The organism is Catenulispora pinistramenti, from assembly GCF_018274385.1.
GTDB classification, from domain to species: domain Bacteria; phylum Actinomycetota; class Actinomycetes; order Streptomycetales; family Catenulisporaceae; genus Catenulispora; species Catenulispora pinistramenti.
Window position 1 is genome coordinate 1 of record NZ_JAAFYZ010000223.1, and the last position, 17,978, is coordinate 17,978.

16 protein-coding genes are annotated in these 17,978 nt (G+C 71.1%); 7 read left to right on the forward strand and 9 right to left on the reverse strand.

The window, feature by feature from the left end:
* On the reverse strand, positions 1 to 767 hold a 767-nt coding region (locus KGQ19_RS39560), incomplete at its 3' end, for a GntR family transcriptional regulator (RefSeq protein ID WP_212019066.1).
* Positions 768 to 1,031: 264 nt separating this feature from the next.
* On the opposite strand from KGQ19_RS39560, the gene KGQ19_RS39565 reads away from it, so the two are divergent.
* From KGQ19_RS39565 to KGQ19_RS39580, 4 genes are read left to right on the forward strand one after another with little or no spacing between them, the layout of a single operon-like run.
* Positions 1,032 to 2,198 (forward strand): ABC transporter substrate-binding protein, encoded by a 1,167-nt coding sequence (locus KGQ19_RS39565; RefSeq protein ID WP_212019068.1) that lies wholly within the window; start codon positions 1,032 to 1,034, stop codon positions 2,196 to 2,198.
* A gap of 1 nt (position 2,199) precedes the next feature.
* On the forward strand, positions 2,200 to 3,363 hold the full coding sequence (locus tag KGQ19_RS52300; protein WP_307856651.1) for an ABC transporter permease: 1,164 nt from the start codon (positions 2,200 to 2,202) through the stop codon (positions 3,361 to 3,363).
* A complete protein-coding gene (locus tag KGQ19_RS52305) occupies positions 3,360 to 4,229 on the forward strand; it encodes an ABC transporter permease (RefSeq protein ID WP_212019070.1) in 870 nt (289 codons plus the stop codon). Before KGQ19_RS52300 ends, KGQ19_RS52305 begins: the two co-directional genes overlap by 4 nt.
* Positions 4,226 to 5,266, forward strand: a complete 1,041-nt coding sequence (locus tag KGQ19_RS39580) for an ABC transporter ATP-binding protein (RefSeq protein ID WP_212019072.1) — start codon at positions 4,226 to 4,228, stop codon at positions 5,264 to 5,266. The genes KGQ19_RS52305 and KGQ19_RS39580 overlap by 4 nt, the downstream gene beginning before the upstream one ends.
* A 451-nt stretch (positions 5,267 to 5,717) precedes the next feature.
* Here KGQ19_RS39580 and KGQ19_RS39585 read toward each other — a convergent pair whose 3' ends face one another.
* From KGQ19_RS39585 to KGQ19_RS39595, 3 genes are all read right to left on the reverse strand, one after another.
* Positions 5,718 to 6,608 carry a phosphatase PAP2 family protein gene (locus KGQ19_RS39585; RefSeq protein WP_212019074.1) on the reverse strand — a complete coding sequence of 297 codons (891 nt, stop codon included), beginning with the start codon at positions 6,606 to 6,608 and terminating at the stop codon, positions 5,718 to 5,720.
* The gene (lgt, locus tag KGQ19_RS39590; protein WP_230420153.1) at positions 6,605 to 7,738 is read right to left on the reverse strand and encodes a prolipoprotein diacylglyceryl transferase; all 1,134 of its coding nucleotides are present in this window, start codon (positions 7,736 to 7,738) and stop codon (positions 6,605 to 6,607) included. Before lgt ends, KGQ19_RS39585 begins: the two co-directional genes overlap by 4 nt.
* 565 nt (positions 7,739 to 8,303) lie before the next feature.
* Positions 8,304 to 8,780, reverse strand: coding sequence for a MarR family winged helix-turn-helix transcriptional regulator (locus tag KGQ19_RS39595; RefSeq protein ID WP_212019076.1), 477 nt, complete (start codon positions 8,778 to 8,780; stop codon positions 8,304 to 8,306).
* Between the two features lie 118 nt (positions 8,781 to 8,898).
* On the opposite strand from KGQ19_RS39595, the gene KGQ19_RS39600 reads away from it, so the two are divergent.
* Positions 8,899 to 9,579, forward strand: a complete 681-nt coding sequence (locus KGQ19_RS39600; protein ID WP_212019078.1) for an NAD(P)H-dependent oxidoreductase — start codon at positions 8,899 to 8,901, stop codon at positions 9,577 to 9,579.
* Positions 9,580 to 9,584: 5 nt separating this feature from the next.
* Here KGQ19_RS39600 and KGQ19_RS39605 read toward each other — a convergent pair whose 3' ends face one another.
* The 3 genes from KGQ19_RS39605 to KGQ19_RS39615 all read right to left on the reverse strand — a co-directional run bounded on the left by KGQ19_RS39605 (position 9,585) and on the right by KGQ19_RS39615 (position 14,564).
* A complete protein-coding gene (locus KGQ19_RS39605) occupies positions 9,585 to 10,004 on the reverse strand; it encodes a pyridoxamine 5'-phosphate oxidase family protein (protein WP_212019080.1) in 420 nt (139 codons plus the stop codon).
* Positions 10,005 to 10,168: 164 nt separating this feature from the next.
* Positions 10,169 to 12,727, reverse strand: coding sequence for a sensor domain-containing protein (locus KGQ19_RS51430; protein ID WP_268908138.1), 2,559 nt, complete (start codon positions 12,725 to 12,727; stop codon positions 10,169 to 10,171).
* 166 nt (positions 12,728 to 12,893) lie between these two features.
* A complete protein-coding gene (locus KGQ19_RS39615; RefSeq protein ID WP_212019084.1) occupies positions 12,894 to 14,564 on the reverse strand; it encodes an FAD-dependent monooxygenase in 1,671 nt (556 codons plus the stop codon).
* Between the two features lie 134 nt (positions 14,565 to 14,698).
* Between KGQ19_RS39615 and KGQ19_RS39620 the strand changes: the two genes are divergently transcribed.
* Positions 14,699 to 15,130 carry a nucleoside deaminase gene (locus tag KGQ19_RS39620; RefSeq protein ID WP_212019086.1) on the forward strand — a complete coding sequence of 144 codons (432 nt, stop codon included), beginning with the start codon at positions 14,699 to 14,701 and terminating at the stop codon, positions 15,128 to 15,130.
* A gap of 53 nt (positions 15,131 to 15,183) precedes the next feature.
* Here KGQ19_RS39620 and KGQ19_RS39625 read toward each other — a convergent pair whose 3' ends face one another.
* Together KGQ19_RS39625 and KGQ19_RS39630 are read right to left on the reverse strand one after the other, a co-directional pair.
* The gene (locus tag KGQ19_RS39625; protein ID WP_307856653.1) at positions 15,184 to 16,572 is read right to left on the reverse strand and encodes an ABC transporter substrate-binding protein; all 1,389 of its coding nucleotides are present in this window, start codon (positions 16,570 to 16,572) and stop codon (positions 15,184 to 15,186) included.
* 11 nt (positions 16,573 to 16,583) lie between these two features.
* Complete coding sequence (locus tag KGQ19_RS39630; RefSeq protein ID WP_212019088.1) at positions 16,584 to 17,132, reverse strand: MTB12 C-terminal domain-containing protein; 549 nt, start codon at positions 17,130 to 17,132, stop codon at positions 16,584 to 16,586.
* Positions 17,133 to 17,228: 96 nt separating this feature from the next.
* Here KGQ19_RS39630 and KGQ19_RS39635 point away from each other — a divergent pair.
* Positions 17,229 to 17,978, forward strand: a 750-nt coding sequence (locus KGQ19_RS39635; protein ID WP_368862231.1) for a hypothetical protein, incomplete at its 3' end; no start/stop codon positions are given.

The window sequence follows — 17,978 nt, forward strand, 5'->3', positions numbered from 1 at the left end:
ACCGACCCCTGACCCCCCGCCCCCGGCACCATGTGCTGCCGAGTCAGAGGTGTCGAAGCCAGCGAGTTGTGCACCACGAACGCGACACTCCCCGGCAGATACCGATCCTCCGACCACTCCAGCGGCACCCCCGCCGGATCCGTCGACCGCCGCCGCTCCCGCAGCAGCGGGTCGTCGACCGCGCAGCCCAGCAGCTCCGCGTCCTCCGGGTCGGCCCGCGCCAGGTCGATCGTGTGCTCGGCGTCCGCGACGAACACGCCGGCCTGCTCCAGGAACTCGGTCACCGACACCGTGTCAGTGGGCAGAGTCTCCACGATGCCGCCCATCGCCTCCGGATACGCCGTGCGCTCCAGCATCGCCGGACGCCCCGACAGCAGCCTGAGACGCACCACCCGCAGCACCCGCGCGTCGGCGTCGATCCGCAGGTGGCGGCGCTCGTCGGGGTCGGCGCTGTGCCATTCCTGGCGGATCACCCGGCCCTCCGGCGTCTCGCCGATGGAGCGGGCCCAGCGGGCGAAGCTCTGCATCTGGGCGAACTCCTGCACCGGCGCGTCGTCCAGGACCACCCGGCGGGTGCCGCGGCGCGAGGTCACCAGGCCGTCGTGCCGCAGCAGCATCAGCGCCTGGCGGATGGTGCCGCGTGAGACCTCGTAGCGCTCGGCCAGCGCCCCCTCGCTGGGCAGCTTGCCGCCCGGGCCGTACGCGTGCTCGGTGATGGCGTGCCGCAGTTCTTCCGCGATCTGCCGGTATCTCGGTTCCCGGGTCACCGGGTCCCCCCGCATCTGTCGTCGAGACCTGTCGTCGAAGTCTGGCATCGGATCTGGCTTCGGATCTGGCTTCGGAATCCAGCGTCTGTACCCGCCGTCGAAATCCTTGCGATCTTATAGATAGTTGGCCAGACAACTAGGTGTTGGCCATACAACTTCGATCTGTTCACCCAGAGCCGGGTTTCCGTCTACCTGGCATCCGCATAGTCCTTGCCGCGGGTGAGTGCGGCCGATTCGGAACGCCGCCCCGACCGGGAGGAAACTGTGAATCGACGTCTGACGGGTATCGCCGCCACCGCGGTCGTCCTCGCCCTGAGCGCGACCGCCTGCTCGTCGAGTAAGAGCTCCAGCGGCGGCTCGGGTGCGAAGGCCGCGGCCGGGGGTGCCGGGGCCAAGGGCGCCGCCACCGCGACCAGCGCCGCCGACCTGGGCGGCATGGACGCCCTGGTGGCCGCCGCCAAGAAGGAAGGCACGCTGAACGCGATAGCGCTGCCGAAGACCTGGGCCAACTACGGCGCCCTGATGGACGCCTTCACCGCCAAGTACGGCATCAAGATCAACGACGCCAACCCGGACGGCTCCAGCCAGGACGAGCTGAACGCGATCAAGCAGCTGGCGGGCCGGAACAACGCCCCCGACGTCGTGGACGTCGGCCAGGCCGCGGCCACCGCCGGTGCCGCCGCGGGCCAGTTCGCGCCCTACAAGGTGGCCACCTGGTCGCAGATCGCTGACGCGCAGAAGGACTCCCAGGGTCTGTGGTACAACGACTACGGAGGCTACATCTCCATCGGCTACGACGCCGGTAAGGTGAAGACTCCGCCGACCACGCTGAAGTCCCTGGACAACCCGGCCTACAAGTCGCAGGTGGCGCTCAACGGCGACCCGACCAAGGCCAACGCCGCCCTGTCCGGCGTGTTCGCCGCGGCCCTGGCCAACGGCGGCAGCCTGGACAACGTCCAGCCCGGTATCGACTTCTTCGCCAAGCTGAAGTCCGAGGGCATCTTCATCCCGGTCGCGGCCACCCAGGCCACCATCCAGTCCGGCACCACGCCGATCACCATCGACTGGGACTACCTGCAGGCCTCGGCGGCCTCGGACCTGAAGGCCAAGGGCATCGACTGGAAGGTCGTCGTGCCCTCCGACGGACTGTTCGGCGGCTTCTACAACCAGGCGATCAGCGCGACCGCCCCGCACCCGGCCGCCGCGCGGCTGTGGGAGGAGTTCCTGTACTCCGCCGAGGGCCAGAACCTGTGGCTCAAGGGCATGGCCCGCCCGGCCGAGCTCCCGGCGCTCCAGCAGGCCGGCACCGCCGACGCCACCGCGCTGGCCGCGCTGCCCCCGGTGAACGGCACCCCGCAGTTCGCCACCCAGGACCAGGTGACGGCGGGATCCAAGCTCGTCGTGACCGGCTGGGCGAAGGCGACCGGCTGACGTGAGCACCGCCGCCCCGGCGGACGTCCCGGCCGGCGTGGGGGAACCCGCGCCGGCCGCTGCGGCGTCCCCTCTCGAATCCGCACGCGGCAGCGCCGCCGACGGTGCCGGAAGCCTCGGTAGCGCCGGCTCTGCCGACAACGCCAGCAGCGCCGACAGCACTGGCACCGCGGGTAGCGCCGACAGCGCCAGCAGCGCCAGCAGCGCCGACAGCACTGGCACCGCGGGCAGCACCGGCAGCACCGGCAGCACCGGTACCGCAGACGGCCCGAGCGGCCCGCGCACCCTGCGCCGCCCCCGCCCCGCGCGCCGTCCCCGCAGCACCCGCCGCCGCGACCTCCTCGGCCTGGCCCCGTTCGCGGCCTACGTCGCCGTCTTCCTCGGCGCCCCGGCCTACGCCGTCATCACCGCCGCCTTCCAGGACAACGCCGGCCACGCCACGCTGTCGAACGTCACCGCCGCGGTGGAGGACCCCTACCGCCACTCCTTCGTCGTCAGCATCGAACTGTCGGTGCTCAGCGCGGTCCTCGGCGCGGTCCTGGGCCTGGCGCTCGCGGTGGCGGTGTCCGGCGCGCGGCGTGACGGCTTCGTGCACCGGGCGGTCACCACGGCCTCCGGCGTCCTGGCCTACTTCGGCGGCCTGCCGCTGGCCTTCGTCTTCCTGGCCACGCTCGGCCCGCAGGGACTGGTCACCCGGTGGCTGAACAGCGCCGGCTACAACCTCACCCAACACGGGTTCGTGTTGTGGAACATGGCCGGCCTGGTCCTGGTCTACCTCTACTTCCAGATCCCGCTGATGCTGCTGGTGATCTTCCCGGCGCTGGACGGCCTGCGTCCGCAGTGGGAGGAGGCCGCCCGCAGCCTGGGCGCCTCGCGCCGGCAGTACTGGCTCCGGATCGGCGGCCCGCTGCTCGCGCCGCCGTTCCTCGGCGCGCTGCTCCTGTTGTTCGCCAACGCCTTCGCGGCCTACGCGACCGCCTACGCGCTGAGCACCGGCAGTGTGCCGCTGGTCCCGATCCAGATCGGTTCGGTGATGTCCGGCAACGTGCTGGCCGGGCAGGAGAACGTCGGCAACGCCCTGGGCTTGATGATGATCGTGGTCGTCGGCCTGGTCGTGGTCGCCTACACGCTGCTCCAGCGGCGGACCGCGAGGTGGCTGCGGTGACCGCCGTCGTCTCCGATCCCACCGGGACGCAGAGCCCGGCGACGCGCCGCCCGGCCGCCGGCCGCACGCGGCGCCGCCAGCCGCGCATCGGCCGCACGATCCTGCTGCTGCTGTTCGCGGCCTACTTCTTCGTCCCGCTCTACGCGGCGGTCGACTTCACCCTCGGCGGCAGCCGCCGCAACATGGGGCACACGCTGTCGGTCTGGACCGGCCTGGTCCACCAGGACGGCTTCACCACCAACCTGATGACCTCGCTGAAGATCGCGGTCGGCACGGTGGCGCTGCTGATGATCCTGATGGTGCCCACGATGGCCTGGCTGCACCTGCGGCTGCCGCACATGCGCCGCATCGTCGAGGGGATCTGCCTGCTGCCGATGGCGATCCCGGCCGTGGTCATCGCCAACGGCATCCTCGGGGCGTTCAAGTCCTGGCCGCAGGCGATCACCGGCTCCTCCTGGATCCTGATCCTGGAGTACGTGATCCTCGCGCTGCCGTTCACCTACCGCTCGCTGGACGCCGGCCTGTCGGCGATCCCGCTGGCCACCCTGGTCGAGGCGGCACGCAGCCTGGGCGCCAGCTGGCCGACCACGCTGTGGCGGGTGGTCGTGCCGAACATCCGGACCGCCATCGCCTCGGCCGGCATCCTCGGTGCGGCCTTGGCCCTGGGCGAGTTCACGATCGCGCACCTGTTGCTGCTCAACACCTTCCCGGTCTGGACCGACCAGGCCGGTCAGCAGGACGGCGAGGTGGCCACCACCGCCGCGATGCTCATCCTGTTCCTGTCCTGGCTGCTGCTGATGCTGGTCTCGCAGTTCGCCCGGGGCCGAACCGCCAAGAAGCCCCCGAAGTTGCGGAGAGAAAAGTGAGCGCCCCGTCCGTCGAACTCGTCAAACTGAGCCGTGCCTTCGGCGGTGTCGCCGCGCTCGACGGCCTGGACCTGACCGTCGAGCCGGGCACGCTCACCTGCATGCTGGGCCCCTCGGGCTGCGGCAAGACCACCGCGCTGCGCATCATCGCCGGGCTCGAACACAGCGACGGCGGCGAGGTGCGGGTCGGCGGCCAGGATGTCGCCCGGGTCCCGGCGAACAAGCGGGACATGGGCATGGTGTTCCAGTCCTACAGCCTGTTCCCGAACCTGGACGCCCGCGACAACGTCGCCTTCGGCCTGCGGATGCGCGGCTGGAACGCGGCCAAGCGCCGCGAGCGGGCCGGGGAGTTGCTGGAGCTGGTCGGGCTCTCGGAACACGCGTCGAAGTACACGCACCAGATGTCCGGCGGCCAGCAGCAGCGCGTGGCCCTGGCCCGGGCGCTGGCCGTCGAGCCGCGGGTGCTGCTGCTGGACGAGCCGCTGTCCGCGCTGGACGCCGTGGTGCGGGTGCAGCTGCGCGAGGAGATCCGCTCCTTGCAGACCCGGCTGGGCATCACGACCGTCTTCGTCACCCACGACCAGGAGGAGGCGCTGAGCGTCGCCGACCAGGTCGCGGTGATGCGGGCCGGCCGGCTGGAGCAGTGCGCCGCCCCGGCCGAGGTGTATGCGAACCCGGCGACCGCGTTCGTCGCGGAGTTCATCGGCACCATGAACCGGCTGCCCGGCACGCTCAGCGCCGACGGCAAGACCGTCGAGGTGGCGGGCCGGAGCCTGCCGGTGCGCGAGCCCGGATCGCGATCCGCAGGGGTGGTCGCGGTTCTGATCCGGCCCGAGGCGGTTCGCCTCGTACCGGCCGAGGACGGCTCGGCCACGGTCCGGCAGGCCGGGTTCCGCGGGCCGATCACCCGGATCACGGCGGTGCTGCCGGACGGCACCGAGGTGCTGTCCGACGTGCCCAGCGCGGCGGCTGCCGACCTGGGGCCGGGCCGCCGGGCGGAGCTGGTGCTGGACGACGCGCCGGTGATGGTGGTCTGACACCTCGGTTCTCAGCCCTCAGCTCTCATGAGCTCCGACGCGGTACACGCATAGCCCTTGCAAGCCACTGACGCAGTGGGCAGTGGGCAGTCGGCAGCGTGTACCGCGTGGACCTGACCGGCGATCCGGCGGGGCGGGCCCGACGAACAGCGGGATGGCCAGGATGTCGCGCGCTTCGACGCGTGGGCACCGGTCTACGAGGTGAGCGCGTTGCAGGACGTCCTTCTGCGCAGGACTCCATCACCGGGTCCTGCGATCGGCGTCCTGCGCGGCGCCGGAGCCGAACCGGATGGTCGACGTCGGCTGCGGCACCGGCATCGGCACCGGCCGCTTGCCCGGTCGGCTTCGGGTGGCCGGCCGGGGCTGCCGGGGCGGCCAGGCGTCGCTACTGTGCGCCTGGCCACCAGAGGCTGCGTGCCGTTTCGCGCCGGTACCCCCAGGAATCGATCGCCTAGCCGTCCCGCTGCTCGACAGCGGGTTCCGGATCACCGGCGCCGCGTTGTTCGCCGAGTGTCCCCTGATGCCGATGCCGGTCACCGTCGTGCTGAGCGCGCGGCGGGGGTAGCGCAGCCTGGCCGGTGCGGCGTTGCCACAGCCTGGCCGCCAAGTGGTGGATCGCGAACTCGGCGGCCAGGGTCAGCGCGCCGCCGACCGCGTCGGCCACGAAGTGGTTCGCGGTGCCGATGATGGCGGTGAAGGTGAACAGCGGGTAGATCAAGCCCGCCACGCGGATCCAGCGGTGCCCTGCGTACTTGTAGATCATGACCGCGCACCAGCCGGCCCAGGCGATGTGGTCGCTGGGCATGGCCGCGTACTGGTTGGAGACCGACTGCATCGTGGGGGAGGCGAACGAGCCCCAGGTGTGGTGCTCCACGTTGGTGTCGATGAAGCCGTGGCCGGTCAGCAGGCGCGGCGGGGCCATGGCGAAGAAGTAGAAGCCGATCAGGCTCGACAAGATGACCAGGAACAGGACCGTGCGTGCGGAGCGGTAGGCCTGCGGGTGGCGGACGTAGAGCCAGATCAGGACCCCGATGGTGATGAAGAAGTGCAGGGTCGCGTAGTAGTAGTTCAGGCCGACGATCAGCGGCGTGATCTTGTCCAGCGCGTGATTGACCGTCAGCTCGATGTCGATGTGCAGACTGTGCTCGGTGCGCAGGACCGCCGCGGCCCGGCGCATCGCGACGGCTTTCTGGCCCGGGACGGCGTCGCGGGTGATGGTGTACAGGCTGTAGCCGACGACGACCAGCGCGAGTTCGGTCCACAGCTTGGGGCGGGCCTGGCGGTTGTGGCCGAACAGGCGGCGGCCGACGTCGGTGGTGCGGGCCGCGAGGGTTCCGGTCATTCGTCGGCCTCGCGGTCACGCGTGGCCGGCGTGGTCGCGGGGGTTTCTGCGGGGTGTTCTTCCAGGTCGGGATGGTCGTCCGGAGCGGGCGGGGTGTCGTCGACTGCCGCGGCGCCTTCCGGATCCGCGTCGGCGTGGTCAAGGTCGGTGGCCGACTTCGAGGCCGAGCCAGAGGCCAAGTCCGAGTCCGGGGCCGGGGCCGGGGCCGAGCCGGTTTCCGAGCCGGTTTCCGAGCTGGCTTCCGGGCCAGTTTCCGGGCCAGTTTCCGGGCCGATGGCAGCCGGGTCTGAAGTGGCGAGCTGATCGGTGTCCGGGCTCGTCGGGGTTTCCACCTGGCCCGGCCGGTCGCGGCGCAGCCACAGGTAGGCCAGCGCGCCGAGGAAGACGATCAGCGAGACCCAGTCGTTGAGCCGCAGGCCGCCGAACCGGTTGGCGTGGTCGTCGCGCATCGCTTCGACCACCGACCGGCCCGCGGTGTAGGCGGCGACGTAGATCGCGAACAGCCGGCCGCGGTTCGGGTGCCACTTGCGGTCGATCCAGACCAGCAGCAGGGCCACCGCGACGTCCCAGATCGACTCGTACAGGAAGGTCGGCTGATAGAACGCGGCGTCCGGGGTGTTCGTCGGCCGGTGCGCGGGGTCGATGCGGATCGCCCACGGCAGCCCCGAGGGGCGGCCGTACAGCTCCTGGTTGAAGTAGTTGCCCCAGCGCCCGATCGCCTGCGCCAGGACCAGCGCCGGCGCCATCGCGTCGGCGAAGTCGGCGAGCTTGATCCCCTTGCGCCGGCACCCGATCCAGGCCCCGACCCCGCCGAGCGCGACCGCGCCCCAGATCCCGAGCCCGCCGTCCCAGATGTAGAACGCCTTGACCGGGTCCTCACCGGACTTGAAGTACAGCTCCGGGTCGGTGATGACGTGATAGAGGCGGCCGCCGACCAGCCCGAAGGGCACCGCCCAGATGGCGATGTCCACCACGTCCTCGCTGACCCCGCCGCGCGCCGCCCAGCGCCTGCCGGTCCACACCACCGCGACCACGATCCCGAGCAGGATGCACAACGCGTACGCCCGGATCGGGAACGGACCCAGATGCCACACACCCTGCGACGGGCTCGGCAAATACGCCAGTGTCATCGCCGCGACCACCCCTGCTTGTTCTCCCGGCCGCGCCGGCCGGTCCGCCGCGGTGCGTCCTCTGAGACTACATCGGAGCCAAAGATGTTCGGTGACCGAAGTATCGGTGACCCTGATGGCGGTGAAGACATGCCCTGACGCTACTCAATTTGGCGGTCACTGCGCTGCTTTTGGCCGTTGAGGTGGCTGGGTCGGGGGGTGGGGCGTGAGATAACTGGCCCCACAAGATGGGCTGCTGCCAGGGCGATACAACCACCCTCACCAGCGGCACATAGAACAGCTGCTTGGCAACCCAGAGGCATCGGCGGCCGAGGACGCTATTCATGCCGCCCGGAAATCCGCCGGGGGAGTTTGCGGGTGGGAGTGTGGCTCGCGCCGGGCTGGACTGGCGACCGGTATCCGCCCGGGGCGTCTGGCGCGGGAGTGTGGTTCGCGCCGGGCTGGACTCTCGACCGGAAATCTGCCGGGGAGTCTGCGGCCGAGGATGCTATTCGTCTCGACCGGAATCCGCCGGGGGGGCGCCTGGGGCCGGGGTGCGGCTCGCGCCGGGCTGGACTCTGATCGCCTACTGCCGCTGCCGCCCCGGCAGCGCCGCGCTCGGATCCAGCGCCCCGTTCATCGCCGCCAGCACTCGAATCGCCGCCTGTACATCCCCTGGCTCGGCGTCCGGCAGCAGCGCCGCCTTCTCCCGCTCGAACGCCGCGTCGCCGCGCCTTACCAACGCGGTCCCGGCCGGCGTCAGGCTGACCACGTTCTCTCGGCGGTTGTGCGCGGCGGCCTGCACGCTCATCAGGCCGGCCGCGACCGCGTTGTCGATCTGCCTGCTGACCGTGCCCTTCGTCAGTCCCAGCCGGTCGGCGACGGTTTGCTGGTTGAGCGGGCCCGGGTGTGCGTCAACGACTGACAGGACCAGAAACTGGGCCAGGGAGATGCCGATCTCGTGCTGGAACAGGGCCTCGCCGGTGCGGTCCATCAGGCCGGCTACGCGGCGGACGAGGTACCAGAGCGTGGCCAGGTCGTCGGGGAGGGGCGCGTCGTCCATGGGACCAGGGTAGCGGGTTGTTTGACGGGCAACAGTTTGAAGTGCAACTGTTGCAAGAGAAACAGTTGCGCCGCGGCAAGCGTGACGGCGATCAGCCCACCACCGACGGGGAGTTCCCATGCGTGTCCTGATAGTCCTCGACCACCCCTACACCCTCGCCTCGGCCGAGGACGTCCCGCATCGGCGCAGCTTCACCGCCGCTGTGGCCGCGGCGGCGATCCGGGGCGCGGAGGCGGCCGGGCACGAGGTCGACCTGATCGACCTGGCCGCCGACGGCTTCGCGCCGGCGATGACCGCCGCCGACCTGGCGGCGTGGCGGACGGCGCGCGTCGTCGACCCGCGGGTCGCCGACTACCAGCGCCGTCTGTTGGCCGCCGACCATCTGGTGTTCGCGTTCCCGGTGTGGTGGGAGGCGATGCCGGCGGCCACCAAGGGCTTCCTGGACCGGGTGCTCACCAAAGGCGTGCTCTTCGAGGAGTTGTCCGGGGCCAAGGGGAACCCGTTCCGCAATCTGATGACCCGGCTCGGCGCGGTCACGGTGCTGTCGGTGATGACCACGCCGGACAAGGCGTATCGCTGGTGGTTCCGCGATCCGATGACGAAGATCCTGTTCAGGGGGACGTTCGGCAAGATCGGTGTCAAGAACCTGACGTGGGTCAACTACGACCGGGTCGCCGACAAGACGCCGGAACAGCGGCGCCGGATGCTGCTGGATACGGAGACGCGCTTCGCCAAGCTCGCTCCGGCCCGAGCGGTTGCGGACAAAACCCGAGCGGGGGCGGACAACACCCGCGCCTGATCAGCTCAGCTCGACGCCCCCGGCAGCGGCACCTTCACCGACCCCAGCACCCGCCGCACCTCGATCTCGATCGCCACCCGCAGCGGGTTCGGCCTGGGCTCGCCGTACCGCTCGGTGTACCGCCGCTCGGCCTCGGCGACCGCCTCCGGAGCGGAGTTGATCCGGGCCACGCCCTCCAGCGTGGTCCAACGCGCCCCGTCCACCTGCGTCACCGCGACCGGCAGCGTGCCCGCGGCGGCGATGCGCCGGGCCTTGGCACTGGTGCTGCTGGTGATGATCCGGGCCAGGCCGGTGGCCGGGTCGTAGACGACGCCGACCGGTACGAGGTGCGGGGTGCCGTTCGGCCGGACCGAGGCCAGGGAGCAGATGTGCCGCTCGGTCCAGAACGCCATCGGGTCGGAGTCGTTCGAAGCGGGGCCGGGCATGGATCCTCCAACGCTGCGAGGCTGATAAGGCTGGTAGGGCTGGCAAGGCTGGTAGGGCTGGCAGAGCTGGCAGGGCTGGCAAGGCTGATAGGGCTGACAAGGCTCTGCCATCCCATCTTGGCAGCCGGCCCGGCACTCAGAGCCGAGGGCTGAGAGCCACGCGCTCACAGACAGGGCACCGCCCCGACCGTCGCCCCGCTCCGCAGCAGCTCCCCGAAATCCTCCGCGCTCAGCGGCATCGAGAACAGGTGCCCCTGGGCGAAGTCGCAGCCCAGCTCCTGCAACCGCGCCCGCTGCTCCGGTGTCTCCACCCCCTCGGCGACGACCTTCATCCCCAGCGCGTGCGCCAGCGTGATCACCGCGACCACGATCGCGTCGTCGCCCCGGTTCTGTCCCAGCCCGCTGATGAACACGCGGTCGATCTTCAGCGTGTCGACCGGGTTGTCGCGCAGGTGCCCGAGCGAGGAGTAGCCGGTGCCGTAGTCGTCCAGCGCGATCTTGATGCCGGAGCCGGAGAACGCCTCCAGCGCCGAGCGCGCGGTCAGCGACGCCTCGTGCACGGCGGTCTCGGTCACCTCCAGGCAGATCCGCCCCGGCGGCACGCCGTGCCGGGCGATGGTCTTGGTGACCTCGCAGACCAGGTCGGCGTCGTGGGACAGCTGGCGGCTGGACAGGTTCACGGCCAGCAGCGGCAGCCGAGCGTCCGGCTCGGTCGCCAACAACGGCAGCCGGGCGCCGGCGGATCCAGCAGGCCTGGCGGACCCTGCAGGCCTGGCGGACCCTGCAGGCCTGGCGGACCCGGCGGACCCGCCAGATCCAGCGGACCCAGCAGACGCCGTCACCGCCCGCGCCCCGACCGGCAGCGAGTCGTTCCACTCGGCCAGCTGTCGGCACGCCTCGTCCAGCACCCACCGGCCGATCGGCACGATCAGCTGCGTCTCCTCGGCCATGTCCAGGAACGCCGCCGGGGCCAGCAGCCCACGCTCCGGATGGCGCCAGCGGATCAGCGCCTCGGCACCGGTCAGCCGGCCGTCCTCCAGGGCCACGATCGGCTGGTACACCAGGGTGAACTCGCCGCGCTCGACCGCCTGGCGCAGGTCCTGCTCCAGGTTCATCCGGTGCACGGCCCGCTGGTGTGTGGCCGGCTCGAAGAACCGGTAGCCGCCGGCCACCGTGCCGTCCGCCTTGGCCTGGTACATCGCGGCGTCCGCGTCGCGCAGGAGTTCGTCGACGGTGGTGTCCGAGCCGTGTGCCAGGGCTATGCCGATGCTGGTCCGGACGTGCATCTGCTGGCCGGCGCAGGTGAACGGCGGGATCAGGCAGTCGATGATCCGCTCGGCGATCGCCGCGGCCTCGGCGTGTCCGGCCACGTTCTCGCAGAGCACCACGAACTCGTCCCCGCCGAACCGCGCGACCAGGTCGCCGCGCCGGACCGCGGTGCGCAGCCGGTCGGCGACGGCGGCCAGCAACTCATCGCCCGCGGCGTGCCCGAGGCTGTCGTTGACCAGCTTGAACCGGTCCAGGTCCAGGAACAGCACGGCCAGCCGGTCGCGGTCGGCCGCGCCCAGTTCGATCGCCTGCCGGATCCGGCTGACCAGCAGCGTCCGGTTCGCCAGCCCGGTCAGCGGATCGCGTACCGCCTGCTCCTCCAGCGCCTCCTCGATCCGCCGCCGCTCGGTCAGGTCCCGGCAGACGGCCAGCACGCTGGTCACCTCGCCGTCCCAGCCGACCTCCGGCACGAACCGGGTGTGCAGGAAGCGCGACTGCCCGGCGACCACGACGTCGAACTCCCGCTCGGTGTTCTGCCCGGTGGCCAGCACGTGCCGCAGCGACTCCTCCCACACCTTGAGGAAGTCCTCGGAGTAGCCGCGCTCCCGGCTGGTGTGCCCGAGCATGGCGGTCGGCGTCGACCTGATGACCGACGCGGCGGCCGGGTTGGCGTAGGTGCAGCGCAGGTCCCGATCGAACCGCGCCATCAGGTCCGGGCTGGTGTCGATCAGGGTCTTGAGCTCGCGCCCGACCCGGTCCAGCTCCTCGGTCCGCGACTCCAGCTCACGCTCGGCGACCTTGCGCGCGGTGATGTCCCGGCTGATCCCGAAGGTCCCGATGACCCGCCCGTCGAAGTCCCGCAACGGCTGCTTACTGGCGCTGAGCGTCTCCTCGGCAGGCGTGCCGGGACGCAGATGCGGCTCCTCGAAGTCGGTGATCGCCTGGCCGGTGGCCATGATCTTCTTCTCGGTCGCGAACGCCGCGGCGGCGTGCTCCGGGGTGAAGTAGTCGCGAACCGTCTTACCGATCATCGCGGCCGGATCGGTGCCGCCGAACGCGGCGGCGCTGTCGCTGACGCGTAGGAAGCGGGAGTCGCGGTCCTTGAAGTAGATCATGTCGGCGCAGGCCGACAGGAGGTTGTGGAGGCAGATGCGGTCGAGTTCGGCCTCGTCGATGGGGCGGCCGGAGTGCGAGTCAGAGTCGGCGTCGGGATCGGGATCGGGATCGGGATCGACGTTGGCATCGGCGGCCGGCTGCGGCGTGGGAGTCGCGCTGGACGCTGCGGGCTCGGCCGGCTGCGGCTCAGGGGTCCCGCTAGCTGCGGCTGTGGCTTCGATCGGCTGCCCTATGGCACCGGCATCAGCATCAGCACCGGCATCAGCTTCAGCGCCGGTATCAGCACCGGCATCGGCGCCTGTACCAGCTATTCGCCCATCCACCTCGTGATAAGGCATACCCGTCTGCACTGGGAGCCCATCGGGTCGCGACTGCCCGGGGGCACCCGCTTCAGCCCCGCGCCTTGCCGCACTCGCCATCGATTGCGCCTGCTCCCTGCGTCCGTGTGACCGGAATGCGATCTCCATGATATCCGAGCTGGTCCGACCCGTCCGCGCGAGCGAATCACCAGGTCCGGGCCTCGGTGACATGCCCGTCGGGCCGGATCAGCACTGACCCCGGGGCGTCCCAGCCGGCACTCAGGGCCCAATCCGGTCCCAGGACGCCGGTCGCGGCGATGGTAGCGGCCTCGATGCCGGAGCCGCCGCCGATTCGCTCACCCACCGCGCTCCCGCCGCCGATCGCCAGCCGCACGAAGCGTCCCGGCCCGATCTCCCGCAGCAGCTCATACAGCTGGACCGGTGGACCGTCCGCCTGCGCCAGCAGCAGGTCCGGGACGCGCGCGCCGAGCCGTACGTCCCCACCGCCGGCCCCGTCTCGGTTGCTCTCGTCGCTCCCGTCGCTCTCGGTGTGCCCGCCGCCTGACCCGCCAGCCGCCGGGCGTACCGGATACCGCACTGCGATCCCCGACAACCGCCGCGCGTATTGCAGGTTGACCTGCGGATGCTCGGCCAACAGCGCCCCGAACCGAGCCCGCAGCGCGGCCCCGTCAACCCCGGTCGCCGCGACCAGCGCCATCTGCGCGTGCACGTCCTCCAGCACGCGCTCCCCGGCCGGCCGCCGCTCCGCCTCGTAGCCGTCGAGGAGGGCGTCGATCGCCTCGGCCTTGACCGCGTCTTGCAGACTCTCGTCGTCTTGGGGGCCTTCGTCGTATTGCGGGCGTTCGTCCAGTTGCGAGCCTTCGTCCAGGCCTTTGTCCAGGCCTTCGTTCAGGCCTGCCTCCCGGTCCGCCCGCACCGCCGCGGCCAACCGCCACGCCAGGTTGTGCGCGTCCTGAATCCCCAGGTTCATGCCCTGGCCGCCCATCGGGAAGTGCACGTGCGCGGCGTCCCCGGCCAGCAGCACCCTGCCGTCGCGATAGCGATCCGCCTGCAGGGCCGAGTTCCCGATCGTGGAGATCCGCTCCACCTCGCCGAGCCCGTAGTCGCTCCCGGTGATCCGGATCAGGGACTCCCGCACCATCTCCGTCGTCCACGGCGTGACCAGGTCGGTCATCACGGCGTGGTCGATGGTCGAGACGATGAACCGGTCGTCCGGCAACGGGATCACGAGCAGCAGCCCCTGCTCGCTGTCCTGCAAGTACTTCTCCGGCGGCGGCGGGGCGGCCAGCTCCACCAGCGCGGCCGGGCTGACGATGGTGTCCGGGGTGCCGTTGAAGCCGATGCCGGCGGCTTCCCGGACCGCGCTGTGCGCGCCGTCGCAGCCCACGACGAACCGCGCGCTGACCTCCTGCTCGCCGCCCCCGTCGAGCCGGATCCGCACCAGCACCCGGTCGGCCCGCTGCCGCAGCCCCACGACCCGCCGCCCGCGCAGCACCGCGCCGCCGCACCGGACCAGGTGCTCCTCCAGCAGCTGCTCGGTCTGTGCCTGCGGCTGGAGCAGGATGTAGGGGAACGACGTGGGCAGCGCGGTGAAGTCCAGCCGGGTCGTGCCCATCGCGAAGTGCCACGTCGGCGAGCGCCGGCTGGTCGCCACCATCGGTGCCGCGACCCCGCGCGAGTCGAAGATCTCGATCGTCCGCGGATGCACCACGAACCCGCGCGACCACGTAGCGCGGCTCTGGCGTGCCTCCACGAGCTGGACCCGCACCCCGGCCGCGCACAGTTCGGCGGCCACCCAGCAGCCGACCGGACCGGCCCCGACCACCAGCACATCCACGTCCGGTGGTGACGACATCCGTTCCTCCCGGTCGGCCTGAGTACGAACGATAATAGCGGGCGGTCTGCGATCCCATCGGCACCTTGTACTGCACAATGTCCTGACGACCGCGCAAGTCTGCCGCGCGCGGCGCCGACCACCGGAGGACACCAGTGCCCACCCCCGCCGACCAGACCCTGCTCCGCCGCGCGATCGCCATCGCGGCCCACGCCGTCACCCTCGGCGACGCCCCCTACGGCTCGCTGCTCGCGTCCGCGGACGGGACGATCCTGATCGAGGACCACAACACGGTGCGCCGTGACGACGACATCACCGCGCATCCGGAACTGAAGCTCGCGCGCTGGGCCGCCCGCGAGCTCAGCCCGGAGGCCGCGGCCACGACGACGATGTACACGAGCTGCCAGCCGTGCGGGATGTGTGGCGGCGCCATCGTGCGCTCGGGGCTCGGGCGGGTCGTCTACGCGCTGGGGACCGACCAGCTCATCGGACTGAATCCGGGTTCTGAGTGGCCGGTGGTGCCGCAGGACGGTCCGGCGCTGTTCGAGGAGGCGCGGGTTCCGATCGAGGCCTATTACCAGAAGTAGCCACGGCTCTCACGGCTCGCGGCCGGTGGCACACAGTTCGCGACTGGCCCCTGTCACGGCGTGTAAGGCAGCTGCGGAACATCGAAGCAGTTGGTATCCATATCAGGCACCTGCGTCACCCATCCACCCTTGCCGCCTTGTGCGGAGTCCTGCCACCGGGCCGCGTTCAGACACGCGCGGGTGTCGCCGGTCGGAGGGGGAGTGGGGGTGAAGGAGGCAGGCAGGATGAGGTTGTGGGCGTCGTAGGGCTGCGGGCGGTTCATGAAGCGCTCGACGCAGACGCGGGTCACGTCGGCGCCGCAGGAGCTGATGGCGTCGGTGAGCCACTGCGCCGCCGCCCAGCCTTCCAGGTCCCAGGCCGAGAGCTGCGGCACCTGGTCCGGGAAGTAGCGGGCCATCGCGGCGCGGAACTGCTGGACCGCCGGGTACTGGGCGTCCTCGTAGTTGCGGCTGGAGGACGTCGCCCACAGGACGTTGCGGCAACCGGGGGAGGAGTGATAGTCGTCGCGTACTGATTCACCCCAGTTCTCGACGTTGGTGACCTTCGCCAGCACCTTCACCCCGGCGGTGTCCATCGCGTCGCAGAGTTCGGCGTTACCCCGGGTGTCCATGGCGTCGAAGACCAGCTGGGTGCCGTCGGCTTTCATCGCCGCGGCGACGGCCTGGAAGCCGGGCAGTGCCAGGTCCACGGTCTGCGACAGGACGTGGTAGCCCTCGGCGTGCAGGCCGGCGGCGAGCTGCGAGGCGTAGCGGGTGGAGTCGGCCTGGTTGTAGGCGACGACCGCGGCGCGTCCGGTGCCCAGACGCTGCTTGAAGAAGCGGAAGATCTCGGTGCTCTGATACAGGGTGCCGTTCCAGCCGACTGTGCGGCCGTCGCGCGGGGAACCGCTGCCGCCGATGGCGTACAGGTGCGGGTACTGGTCGTAGACGGTGGTGATGGGCTGGCCGCCGATGTCGGGGACGGCTTTCTTGGAGACGTAGGAGGCGCCGGCGTAGTCCAGCGCGGCGGTCGCGTTCAGAGCGAAGACCTGGTCGTGGTCGATGAGCTGGTGGACGCAGTCCTGGTTGCCGATGCCGCTGCCGCCGTCGTCGCACACGGAGACCGCGACGGTGCGGCCGTGGACGCCGCCGCTGTCGTTGAGCGCGCGGAAGAAGGCTTGGGCTCCGTAGCTGGGGGCGCTGAAGGCGGCGGAGCCCACGGGGCTGGTCAGGGAGGCCAGGATGCCGACGCGGATTTGGGTGGGGGTGACGCCGGTGTCGCTGGCGGGGTTCTGGGAGCTCTGGCCGGTGCCGCCACCGCCACCGGTGCCGCCGTTTTGCGCGGGGGTGGTTGTCGTGGGGCGCGGGACGAAGGCGCCGGCGGGAAGGCGGGTGCCGCAGCCGGCCGCGGCCAGCGTTGACGTCGCGAGCAGCGTGAGGAGTGCGAGCAGTCTTGGCGTCACAAGCCCGGTTTTCAGCTGCAGCCCGGGAGCGAGGTGTTCCCGGTGAGCGCGACCAGGCCGCACAGCGTCGCGTCCGCCACCTTCCAGGTGCCGTCCTGCAACACCGCCTTGCCCGTGGCGTTCGGCTCCACGACGGTGCCTTGCAGGGACAGCGCGTAGGTGACGGTAGCCGTCGTCGGCGAGGTGAACGCCACGTTCGACACCGCCGCCGACACCTGCTTGACCCGCGGATCCGCGGCGAAGCCCTGGAGCAGCGGGCCGAGCGTGTTGCCGTTCTGCAGGTACTGCGCCTTGGCGGCGATCGAGGTGTTCGGGTTGAAGAACGCCTGCCAGTTCTGCTTGATCTGGGCCTCGGCGGCCGTCGGGTCCGCGGGCCCGCCGGCGGTGGCCGTGCCGGTCGGCGAGGTCGAGGGCGAGCCGGTCGTGCTCGGCGTCGAACTCGCCGACGGCGGCGTGTTGCTCGTCGTCGACGAAGACGGCTTGCTGCTGCCCCCGCCGCACGCCGCCGTCGCCATCAGCACCACCGCCGCGATACCAGCCGCACCTCGCGTCATCGCCATGGCTTCCACTCCGCCTTTAGTGCGATCGAAGGACCCAACATCACTTCAGCATGTCCCTTTATGTATAAACCGCAACATAAGCGGTAGAAACCCGCCATGCCCCGGTTGCCACACCTCCCGGCGACCCCCGAGCCGCCCGAGCCCTCTGAGCCGCCCGAACCTTCCGAGCCCCCCGAACCGCTCCCGGCTCCGGCGCGTGCGGCCCTGATCCGCGCCGCCCACGAATGGACCGGCTGGTTCGTCGTCGCGGCCGGTGCCGTGCTGTGTGTCCTGGGCTGGTACGGCGTCTCCGGCGAGAGCGTGATCGAACAGCAGTTGCCCTACCTGGCCTCCGCCACCATTCCCGGTGCGGCGCTGATCGTCGCCGGTGCCATGCTCATCGCATCGCGCCCCGCACACCGCACCGAGCAGGCAGACCGCCGCATCGAAACCCTCTACGCCTTGCTGGTCGCCGACCCGACGGACACCGATCCAGCGGCGACCGGCCCCTCACCCGCGCATCCCCACCCGGACGACCCCCAGGCACTCCTGGCCGTCCCCGGCGGCACCCTCTACCACCGCCGCGACTGCCCGCTCGTCGCCGACAAGCCGACGGCCGAGCCGATCGACGCGGCCACCGCCGCCGAGCGCGGCCTGACGCCTTGCCCGGTCTGCGAGCCGCCCGCGCCGCGCCCCGCGCCTGACGGGCCGACTCGCCCAGAGGGCACTACCGGTAGCCCGGCCTCTGACCAGCCTGCCGCCGCTGATCCTGCCGGTGTCCGCCCCGGTGCCGGTGCCGGTGCCGGTGCCGATGCCAGTGCCCGCCCCGATACCGATACCGATACCGGTGTTCGCCCCGATCCCGAT

Excerpts from the sequence above, each read along its gene's own strand:
- KGQ19_RS51430 (WP_268908138.1), bottom strand. The coding sequence starts at position 12,727 with ATGCCTTATCACGAGGTGGATGGGCGAATAGCTGGTACAGGCGCCGAT.
- KGQ19_RS39600 (WP_212019078.1), top strand. The coding sequence starts at position 8,899 with ATGCGTGTCCTGATAGTCCTCGACCACCCCTACACCCTCGCCTCGGCC.
- KGQ19_RS39605 (WP_212019080.1), bottom strand. The coding sequence starts at position 10,004 with ATGCCCGGCCCCGCTTCGAACGACTCCGACCCGATGGCGTTCTGGACC.
- KGQ19_RS39615 (WP_212019084.1), bottom strand. The coding sequence starts at position 14,564 with ATGTCGTCACCACCGGACGTGGATGTGCTGGTGGTCGGGGCCGGTCCG.
- KGQ19_RS39630 (WP_212019088.1), bottom strand. The coding sequence starts at position 17,132 with ATGGCGATGACGCGAGGTGCGGCTGGTATCGCGGCGGTGGTGCTGATG.
- lgt (WP_230420153.1), bottom strand. The coding sequence starts at position 7,738 with ATGACACTGGCGTATTTGCCGAGCCCGTCGCAGGGTGTGTGGCATCTG.
- KGQ19_RS39595 (WP_212019076.1), bottom strand. The coding sequence starts at position 8,780 with ATGGACGACGCGCCCCTCCCCGACGACCTGGCCACGCTCTGGTACCTC.
- KGQ19_RS39585 (WP_212019074.1), bottom strand. The coding sequence starts at position 6,608 with ATGACCGGAACCCTCGCGGCCCGCACCACCGACGTCGGCCGCCGCCTG.